Source organism: Rhizobium sp. PDO1-076, from assembly GCF_000247475.1.
In the GTDB taxonomy this organism is placed as follows: Bacteria; Pseudomonadota; Alphaproteobacteria; order Rhizobiales; family Rhizobiaceae; genus Allorhizobium.
This window is the reverse complement of the sequence record NZ_AHZC01000087.1, coordinates 1-7,190: the sequence shown is the minus strand read 5'-3', so window position 1 is coordinate 7,190 and position 7,190 is coordinate 1. Positions and strand designations below refer to the sequence as shown.

General features: G+C 61.8%; 3 protein-coding genes. 1 reads left to right on the top strand and 2 read right to left on the bottom strand.

Annotated elements, in window-relative coordinates; genetic code table 11:
* Positions 1 to 197: 197 nt before the first annotated feature.
* The gene (locus PDO_RS06710) at positions 198 to 827 is read right to left on the bottom strand and encodes an NAD(P)H-binding protein (RefSeq protein ID WP_007599582.1); all 630 of its coding nucleotides are present in this window, start codon (positions 825 to 827) and stop codon (positions 198 to 200) included.
* A gap of 169 nt (positions 828 to 996) precedes the next feature.
* Positions 997 to 2,904, bottom strand: a complete 1,908-nt coding sequence (locus tag PDO_RS06705) for a methyl-accepting chemotaxis protein (protein ID WP_007599581.1) — start codon at positions 2,902 to 2,904, stop codon at positions 997 to 999.
* Positions 2,905 to 3,688: 784 nt separating this feature from the next.
* On the opposite strand from PDO_RS06705, the gene PDO_RS06695 reads away from it, so the two are divergent.
* Positions 3,689 to 7,190 (top strand): vitamin B12-dependent ribonucleotide reductase (locus PDO_RS06695; protein WP_007599579.1); only part of this gene is annotated, 3,502 nt, incomplete at its 3' end.

The following is a 7,190-nucleotide window of genomic DNA, read 5'->3' as shown; positions in this document are numbered from 1 at the left end:
GACCTGACCTTCGTCATCCATCACGACCTGCGCCAGGACGCCCGCAGCGCCTGCCAGATGGTGCTCGCCTATCACCGCATGTTGCCCGCCGATTTCAGGATCGCCCCATCGAGGGTTGCGATCGCCACGCCTTACGATGTCGGTGGGGAACTCTGACGGGGCAGTCCTGATTCGACGACAATTCCGGTCTACGTCCGTTACACCAAGGCATCGGACGATATGTCGGTCACGCCCGGCACCGTCGAAAACGCCTGATCGAGCATGACCCGCGCGATCGTCTCCGGCCGATTTGCCTGTAGTGATCGAGGCAGGACCGGTTTCAGCAGCCGCAGCAGCGAGCCGAAAAACTGTTCGGCTGGACGCGGCTCGGGCCGAGGTCCGTCGATCAGGCCGGGACGGACCAGCACCGTGCGCTCAAAACCCAGCGCCACGACATCCTTTTCCGTCTCGCCCTTGACGCGGCTATAGAAGATTGCCGACTTCACGTCGGCGCCTTTCGCCGAATTGAGGACAAAGCTTTTTGCGCCGCCCGCCTTTGCCAGCCTGGCGATCTCGACCGTATAGTCGTGGTCAATGCGGTAAAATCGCTCGCGCGAACCCGCCACTTTCAGTGTTGTGCCGAGGGCGCAGATGACGGCGTCCGCTGCCCAGACGGCTGGATCCTGAGGCAGATTGTCGAAATCGAGGATCGGCGCGGAAAGACGCGGGTGTTGCGGCAGGGGTCGGCGCGTCGGGGCCGTCACGGAGGTGACGCGCGGATCGGCAAGCGCCAGCTTCAGAACATGGCTGCCGACAAGTCCGCTCGCGCCCAACAACAACAGATGCATGATCCTGCCACTCCTTCACCGGAACGCTATCCCGCCTCACGCGGACGTAGCTTTACCATGGGGCAAAGACGCCAGCACGGTGTGTGCAACATAGCCCGTCCTTTTACACAAATGCAAAAGGCGCCGCATCGCTGCGGCGCCCTTGATCGTTCTGTCGACCCCTGATGGATCAGGCAGCGCTGCGATACTGCGTGCCAACCGATGTGCCGGCTTCCAGCTGGAAGCGCTGCAGCTGCGCCTGCAACTGGCGGGCTTCGCCGGCGAGAACCTGGCTGGCGGCCGTGGTTTCTTCGACCATGGCTGCGTTCTGCTGGGTCATCTGGTCCATGTGGTTGACCGAGGTGTTGATCTCGCCGAGGGCCAGCGACTGTTCCTGGGCTGCACGGGCAATCGAGGTGACGTGGTCGTTGACACGGTTGACCAGTCCTTCGATCTCCTTCAGCGCCTCGCCGGTGGACAGAACGAGCGACACGCCGCCCTTCACTTCCACAGCCGAGGTATTGATCAGGGTCTTGATCTCCTTGGCAGCGTTTGCCGAACGCTGGGCCAGTTCGCGGACTTCCTGGGCGACGACGGCGAAACCACGACCGGCTTCACCGGCACGTGCCGCCTCGACGCCGGCGTTGAGCGCCAGCAGGTTGGTCTGGAAGGCGATCTCGTCGATCACCGAGATGATCTGGCTGATCTTCTGCGAAGACTGCTCGATGCGGCCCATGGCGTCGATGGCGTTGCGCACGATATCGCCCGACTTGCCGGCGCTGTCCTTGGTTTCGCGCACCATCTGGGTCGCTTCATGCGCACGCTCGGTCGAGGTCTTGACCGTGGTAGTGATTTCCTCGAGTGCTGCGGCTGTTTCTTCCAGCGAGGCTGCTTGCTGCTCGGTGCGGCGGGCGAGCTGGTTGGCGGACGAAGACAGCTCACCGGAATTGTCGGTGATCGTGCCGGCGGCCTGGCGGATGTTCTGCATCGTGCCGCGCAGCGTTGCCATCGTCTGGTTGACGTTGGTCTGCAGTTCGGCGAAGGCGCCCTGGAAATTGCCCTGCATGTCGTGAGTCAGGTCGGCTTCCGACAGGGCCGCAATCACGCGGCGGACTTCGGTGACGCCGAGATCGACGCTTTCGACCAGTTCGTTGACGCTGTCGGCGAAGCGCTTCAGGTCGGCATCGTCATAGGACTTGGCGATACGCTTGGAGAAGTCACCGGCGGCAGCAGCCGCGACAATGCCGCTGATCGAGGATTGCAGGTCCTTGCTCTGGGCATGAAGGGCGGCTTCCTGGGCTTCCATGGCACGCATCTGCTGCTCGTTGGCGCGGAAGACTTCCAGCGCACGGGCCATTTCGCCGATCTCGTCCTTGCGGTCGGTGCCGGGAATGGTTTCGCCGAGCTTGCCAGCGGCCATGTCGGACATGATGCCGGTCAGGCTGCGGATCGGGTTGACGATGCCGCGGCGGGCGAGCAGGAACGAGACGGCAACGCCGGCGACGATACAGACGGCGGCGGTTGCCATCAGCACCAGCATGGTCTGGGTCGAGGCGGCAAGCGCATCGGCGCGCGATGTGGCAAGCGTGGTGGCCGAATAGGTCGAGTATTCCTTGACGGCGGCGGTGACGATCTTCTGGGCGTCCAGCGCCTTGCCGAGCTCGGCCTTCATCACCGCCGGATCCTTGCCGGCGTCGGAACCGGCAACGGCGACCATGGCGCGGATCTGGTTGAAGTAGCTGTCGAGCGTGGTGCGGATGCCGTCCAGCAGCTTGGTCTCGTTGGCATCGGCGGTCGAGGCGATCTTCGGCAGGCGGGCGAGCATTTCGCCCGAACGCTTTTCGGTTTCAGCCTGGAAATCGGCGGCCTTCTCCGGCGCCAGCGCCAGCTGGTAGGTCATGCGGCTGATGGCGATAATATCGACGCGCAGGTCCATGGCTTCACGCGCCACTTCCTCGCGGGCGCCGGTATCCTTCAGCGACGCGCCAAGCGAACCGAGACCCTGCGCACCCACAGCGGCAATCGCAGCCGCGGCGACGCCCATCAGGACGACGACCAAGGTGACCTTTTTCAAAATGGAGAGATTGCTAATATTCATGGGTGAGACGACTCCGTTCCAAACCCTCCATCCTGGAGAGCGGCCATACACGGGCCAACGCATGGACGTCATTCCACACACATGCGGCAATTTGTATGATTGAGACCTTTCAATTTCGTTGATTGGCAGAAAACTGTGGGAATCTTGTTGCGATGCACACGCCGCAGCGTGATCGCAGCCGCCGCCATGTCACAGGAAACGGGCCGGCGCGGCACTGCCGGCATCCACCATCCACAGTGCCAAAATGACACCTAAAAAATATAGGTTCGGCTGCTTGACACGGCAGGCCATGGGATCGCGCCGATTCCGGCGCTCCAGAAAGCCTTGATATTCCCGTGACTTCGTAATTTCCCCCGTTATCCACACCCTCCACCACAATATCTAGCGTTAATATTTCGTTCATAGCCCACCCCTTGACGGAATCAGTGCTCTCGATGTTAATGACCCCTGTTGCGGCGGCGACGAACCGGGCATGAACGAGGCCGGGTTTCATCACACATTGTCACGCGTTTTCGGCACGGTGGAATGGCGTTTTAACGACGTCCTCCCCGGTGGGAAAATTGTGCGATTTTTCTCCGCGCAACAGGGGATTGGGGCTGGCGGAAAGAAACTGTTAATACTATATTTAGTGTTTGCAGCCACCATCAACACTATATACAGGACTGACCATCTCCGGATGACTCACCTGACGAGATGAACAAACAACCGGCTGCGCGCTTTGGACGCGAAGCCGGGCGGGCTTTTTCGCGCCAAACGGCGCTTCCAGATCGAGGGACACAGGCAGATGCGCATTGAACGCCGCTTTACCAAACCGGGCCAATCTCCTTATGCGGAGATCGAGTTTCGCAAGGCCATCAGCGAAATCAAGAATCCCGACGGCTCAATCGTATTTCGTCTTGCCGATATCGACGTCCCGAACCAGTTCAGCCAGGTGGCTGCCGACATCCTGGCACAGAAGTATTTCCGCAAGGCCGGCGTGCCGAAGTTCCTGAAAAAGGTCGAGGAAAACGACGTTCCGTCTTTCCTCTGGCGTTCCGTCGCCGACGAGAAGGCGCTCGCCTCGCTTCCCGAAAACGAACGCTACGGCTCGGAAACCGATGCCCGCCAGGTCTTCGATCGCCTGGCCGGCACCTGGGCCTATTGGGGCTGGAAGGGCAAGTATTTCACCTCGGAAGACGATGCCCTGACCTTCAAGGACGAGCTCGCCTATATGCTCGCCACCCAGCGCGTCGCACCGAATTCGCCGCAGTGGTTCAACACCGGCCTGCACTGGGCCTATGGCATCGACGGCCCCGGCCAGGGCCATTTCTACGTCGACCCGTTCACGGCTAAGCTCACCAAGTCGAAGTCGTCCTACGAGCATCCGCAGCCGCATGCCTGCTTCATCCAGTCCGTCGAGGACGACCTCGTCAACGAAGGCGGCATCATGGACCTGTGGGTTCGCGAAGCCCGTCTCTTCAAGTATGGTTCCGGCACCGGCTCGAACTTCTCCTATCTGCGCGGCGAAGGCGAAAAGCTGTCCGGCGGTGGCCGCTCGTCCGGCCTCATGTCCTTCCTGAAGATCGGCGACCGGGCTGCCGGCGCGATCAAGTCGGGCGGCACGACGCGTCGTGCGGCGAAGATGGTCGTGGTCGACATCGACCATCCGGATATCGAAGCCTATATCGACTGGAAGGTGAAGGAAGAGCAGAAGGTTGCAGCCCTCGTCACCGGCTCGAAGATCGTCGCCCGTCACCTCAAGGCGATCATGAAGGCCTGCGTCAATTGCGAAGCCGACAACGGCGACTGCTTCGACCCGAACAAGAACCCGGCCCTGAAGCGCGAGATCAAGGCTGCCAAGAAGGACCAGGTTCCGGAAAACTACGTCAAGCGCGTCATCCAGTTCGCCCAGCAGGGCTACAAGGATCTCGAGTTCAAGACCTATGACACCGACTGGGATTCGGAAGCCTACCTGACCGTCTCCGGCCAGAACTCGAACAACTCCGTCTCGCTGAAGGACGACTTCCTGCGCTCCGTCGAAAGCGACGGCGACTGGAACCTGACCGCCCGCAAGGACGGCCGCGTGATGAAGACGCTGAAGGCGCGCGACCTGTGGGAAAAGATCTCCTACGCCGCCTGGGCATCGGCCGATCCGGGCCTGCATTTCAACACGACGATGAACGACTGGCACACCTGCCCGGCTGCCGGCCCGATCCGCGCATCCAACCCGTGCTCGGAATACATGTTCCTCGACGACACGGCCTGCAACCTGGCTTCCCTGAACCTCCTGCAGTTCAAGGATGCGAAGACCAAGACCATCAACATCGGCGACTACGAACATGCCGTGCGCCTGTGGACCGTGGTGCTTGAAGTCTCCGTGATGATGGCGCAGTTCCCGTCGCGCCAGATTGCCGAACGCTCCTACGAATACCGCACGCTCGGCCTCGGCTATGCCAATATCGGCGGCTTCCTGATGTCGTCCGGCATTCCTTACGACAGCGACGAAGGCCGCGCTCTCTGCGGTGCTCTGACCGCGATCATGACCGGCGTCTCCTATGCGACGTCTGCCGAAATCGCCTCGGAACTCGGCCCCTTCCCGGGCTACAAGCCGAACCGCGAGAACATGCTGCGCGTCATCCGCAACCATCGCCGCGCCGCTTACGGCGAGACCACCGGTTATGAAGGCCTGTCGGTCGATCCGGTCGCACTGATCCACGCCGAATGCACCGATCCGGCCCTGATCGCCCATGCAACCGCGGCCTGGGACAAGGCTTTGGCCCTCGGCGAGAAGCACGGCTACCGCAATGCCCAGGTTTCCGTCATCGCGCCGACCGGCACGATCGGTCTCGTCATGGACTGCGACACGACCGGCATCGAGCCCGACTTCGCGCTGGTCAAGTTCAAGAAGCTCGCCGGTGGCGGTTACTTCAAGATCATCAACGCCGCCGTTCCGGAAGCGCTGCGCACGCTCGGCTACTCGGAAAGCCAGATCGCCGAGATCGACGCCTATGCCGTCGGCCATGGCAACCTGAACCAGGCACCGGGCATCAATCCCTCGACGCTCAAGGCCCGCGGTTTCACCGATGAGAAGATCGAAGCCGTCAACGGCGCGCTGAAGGCCGCCTTCGACATCAAGTTCGTCTTCAACCAGTGGACGCTCGGCGTCGACTTCCTGAAAGACACGCTGAAGGTCTCCGACGAGCAGCTCGCCGACATGAGCTTCAACCTGCTCGACCACATGGGCTTCTCGAAGAAGGACATCGAGGCAGCAAACATCCATGTCTGCGGTGCGATGACGCTCGAAGGCGCGCCCTTCCTGAAGGCCGAACACCTGGCCGTCTTCGATTGCGCCAATCCGTGCGGCAAGATCGGCAAGCGTTATCTCTCGGTCGAAAGCCATATCCGCATGATGGCGGCCGCCCAGCCGTTCATCTCGGGCGCGATCTCCAAGACGATCAACATGCCGAACGAAGCGACCGTCGAAGATTGCGGCGCCGCCTACATGCTGTCCTGGAAGCTGGCGCTGAAGGCCAATGCGCTCTACCGCGACGGCTCGAAGCTCTCCCAGCCGCTCAACGCCTCGCTGATCGAGGACGAGGACGACGAGGACGGTGTCGAGGAACTGCTGGCCCAGCCGCAGGCCGCCCAGGCCGTGACCATCACCGAACGCATCGTCGAGCGGATCGTCGAGCGTGTCGTGCGCGAACAGGAAAAGCTGCCGGCCCGCCGCAAGGGTTATACCCAGAAGGCCAAGATCGGCGGTCACACCATCTTCCTGCGCACCGGCGAATATGACGACGGCCGCCTCGGCGAAATCTTCCTTGACATGAACAAGGAAGGCTCGGCTCTGCGCGCCTTCATCAACAACTTCGCCATCTCCGTCTCGCTCGGCCTGCAATATGGCGTGCCGCTCGAGGAATATGTCGACGCCTTTACCTTCACCAAGTTCGAGCCGGCCGGCATGGTCACCGGCAACGACGCGATCAAGAATGCGACCTCGATCCTCGACTATGTCTTCCGGGAACTGGCGATCTCCTATATCGGCCGCAGCGATCTGGCCCATGTCGACACGTCCGACTTCTCGACCACGGCGCTTGGCCGTGGCGTCAAGGAAGGCAAGGCCGACGTCGTTTCCAAGGGTCTGACCCGCGGATACAAGCCGACGCTCGTCTCCAACCAGCCGATGTCGGCCGAGCCGAAGGGAGCCGCCAGCGCGTCCCCCGCCAAGGCCTCGGTCTCGTCCGTCACCGCCTTCTCCTCTTCGGGCAGCGCCGCCCGCAAGCTGGAAGTGACGACCGCGATCGCCA